We start from the raw sequence: 2,319 nt of genomic DNA, 5'->3' as shown, positions 1-2,319 counted from the left end.
CGCGGCCGTCGAACCCCCGGACCCCAGCGTCCTGACCAGTCCGGTGGCGGCTTCGCTACAGCAGAGCGTCCTGCGCATCCGCGGCGTCGCCCCGAGCTGCCAGCGCGCACTGGAGGGCTCCGGCTTCGTGATCGCGCCCGAGCGGATAGTGACCAACGCCCATGTGGTCGCCGGAACCACCAGCATTACGGTGGATGCCGTCGGCGGTCCGCTTAACGCTTCGGTCGTGCTGTTCGATCCCTCCAAGGACGTCGCAATCCTCGCGGTGCCGGGGCTCAACGCCCCGGTGGTCGAGCAGGCGCCGACGCCCGCGCGCTCGGGTGAGAATGCCATCGTGCTCGGCTATCCGGGTGGCGGCCGGTACACCGCCAGCGCGGCCCGCATCCGCGAAACACTGGACCTGACCGGACCGACGATCTACCGCAACGGCACCGTCGAACGTGAGGTCTACACGGTTCGCGGACAGGTGCGCGCGGGCAATTCCGGTGGGCCACTGGTGGATACCGATGGCCGCGCGCTCGGCATCGTATTCGGTGCCGCGGTGACCGACGACGACACCGGATACGTCCTGACACTGGCCGAGGTCCGGCCGCAACTCGATGCCGCGACGGCCTCGGTGATGGCGGTGGATACCGGTGCGTGTGTCCTGAGCTGATCGACGGCGGACACAGGGGTGCGACCGCCCCTGTGTCCGTGCGATCGGCCCCTGGGATCGGTGTCAGCCGAGCAACTTGGCCAGCTCGGCGGTGACCGCGTCCGGATTCTCCTGGTGGGCAAAGTGGCCCGCACCCGGGATCACGACTTGCCGCCGCTGTGGTGACCAGCGTCGGCCGGCCTGGAAGGTCGCCGGTAGCAGGTAGCCGTCGAGTTCACCGCGCATCGCGAGAACCGGGATGCGGATCGGCTGGCGCATGGTGGCCATGAAGCGGCGCCCGTCCGGACGCCACTGGCTGCGGAAGGCCCAGCGCTGATATTCCAGGGCACAGTGCGCCGCGCCCGGGATCTGGATGGCCGAGCGCATCCGGTTGGCTGTATCGATGAATTCGGCGCTGTCCGACCAGTTTCGGCTCACCCGCTGGCGCAGCAGCCGCTCGACCTCGAAGCCATTGCCGGTGGTGAGCAGATGTTCGCCGTACCGGGGCAACTGATAGCGCAGGAAATTCGGCAGCCAGGCCCGGCGCTGACGCCGATCCCGCAGCACCGCGCTCTTGAGCGCGACTGGATGCGGGGAACTCACCAGCGCGATCGAGCGCACCAGCCGCGGGTGCAACACCGCGGTCGTCCAGCAGACCAATCCGCCGTCGGCATGGCCGACCAGTGTGGCCTCGGAGTAGCCCATGGCGCGGATGAGTCCGGCGATATCGCCCGCCAGTGTCCAGCCGTCATAGCCGCGCGGCGGTTTATCGCTATCGCCGTAGCCGCGCAGATCCACCGCGACCGCGTGGTAGCCCAGATCGGCGAGTCCGGTCAGCTGATGTCGCCAGGACCACCAGAGGTCGGCAAATCCGTGCAGCAGCACGACCAGCGGTGCATCCCTGCGGTCCGGCGCCGCCTCGACAACGTGGAAGCGGATGCCGTTGGCGTGCACGTCCCGATGCGTCCACGGTCCGTCGTAACGGACGCTGGACGGATCGGGAAACGAGTTCGACGACACGCCGATCGAGCCTAGTGTGGTGGCTGCCTCGCCGCCTAGTCGGCGCAGCCGGACCCGGCCGCGCCACGCGTTCTACTTCGTCGGCTGGTCGAGCACGAGGTGTTCCTCATGCGAGCCGAACCCGCTCGGCAGCACGCTGCGCGCCTGCTTGAGCGAATCGATCGTCTTCTCCGGCGCCCGCAGTTTCTTGACCCGCAGATAGCCGAGGAGTGCGAGCACCAGCGTCGCGACGATCATCAACAGGAACACGATCAGGAACGCCGCCCAGCGCGCCAGCCACACATCGAGCAGCTCGCCCAGGAAGAAGAAAAAGAAGAAGGTGCTGAACAGCAGGACGGTCAGCGCGAGGATGAAGTAGACGCTGCCCTGCAGGCCCTTCTTGATCTCACCGGTCACCTCGGCCTTGGCCAGTTCGACCTCGGCGCGCACCAGCGTCGACATCTGTTCGGTGGCATCACGGACCAGGGTGCCGAAGCTCGCCGATCCGACGGGATCGGTATCCGAGAGGGGAATCGAGGTGACAGTGCGGCCGCGACGCGACTCGTCCCCGTTACCGCCGTTTGTGAAACTCACTTGGTCGACCCTTCTCCCTGTCCCGGCACTGTATCGGCCTCGCTCTCTCGTTCTATCGCACGCGCATCCCGCCGCGCCTGGTGGACACGCCC

The 2,319-nt window shown here is 67.7% G+C and carries 3 protein-coding genes; 1 reads left to right on the top strand and 2 read right to left on the bottom strand.

Annotated elements, in window-relative coordinates; all coding sequences use genetic code 11:
• A partial coding sequence (locus ABZW16_RS43790; RefSeq protein ID WP_354962074.1) for a MarP family serine protease occupies positions 1–655 on the top strand: 655 nt, incomplete at its 5' end.
• Between the two features lie 63 nt (positions 656–718).
• On the opposite strand, the gene ABZW16_RS43785 is transcribed toward ABZW16_RS43790, so the two are convergent.
• Complete coding sequence (locus ABZW16_RS43785; protein ID WP_354962073.1) at positions 719–1,654, bottom strand: alpha/beta hydrolase; 936 nt, start codon at positions 1,652–1,654, stop codon at positions 719–721.
• Between the two features lie 72 nt (positions 1,655–1,726).
• A complete protein-coding gene (locus ABZW16_RS43780) occupies positions 1,727–2,227 on the bottom strand; it encodes a phage holin family protein (RefSeq protein WP_354962072.1) in 501 nt (166 codons plus the stop codon).
• Between the last annotated feature and the right edge of the window lie 92 nt (positions 2,228–2,319).

The sequence above is a fragment of the Nocardia sp. NPDC004604 genome (assembly GCF_040609795.1).
In the GTDB taxonomy this organism is placed as follows: Bacteria; Actinomycetota; Actinomycetes; order Mycobacteriales; family Mycobacteriaceae; genus Nocardia.
This window is presented reverse-complemented; position numbering and strand designations above follow the sequence as displayed.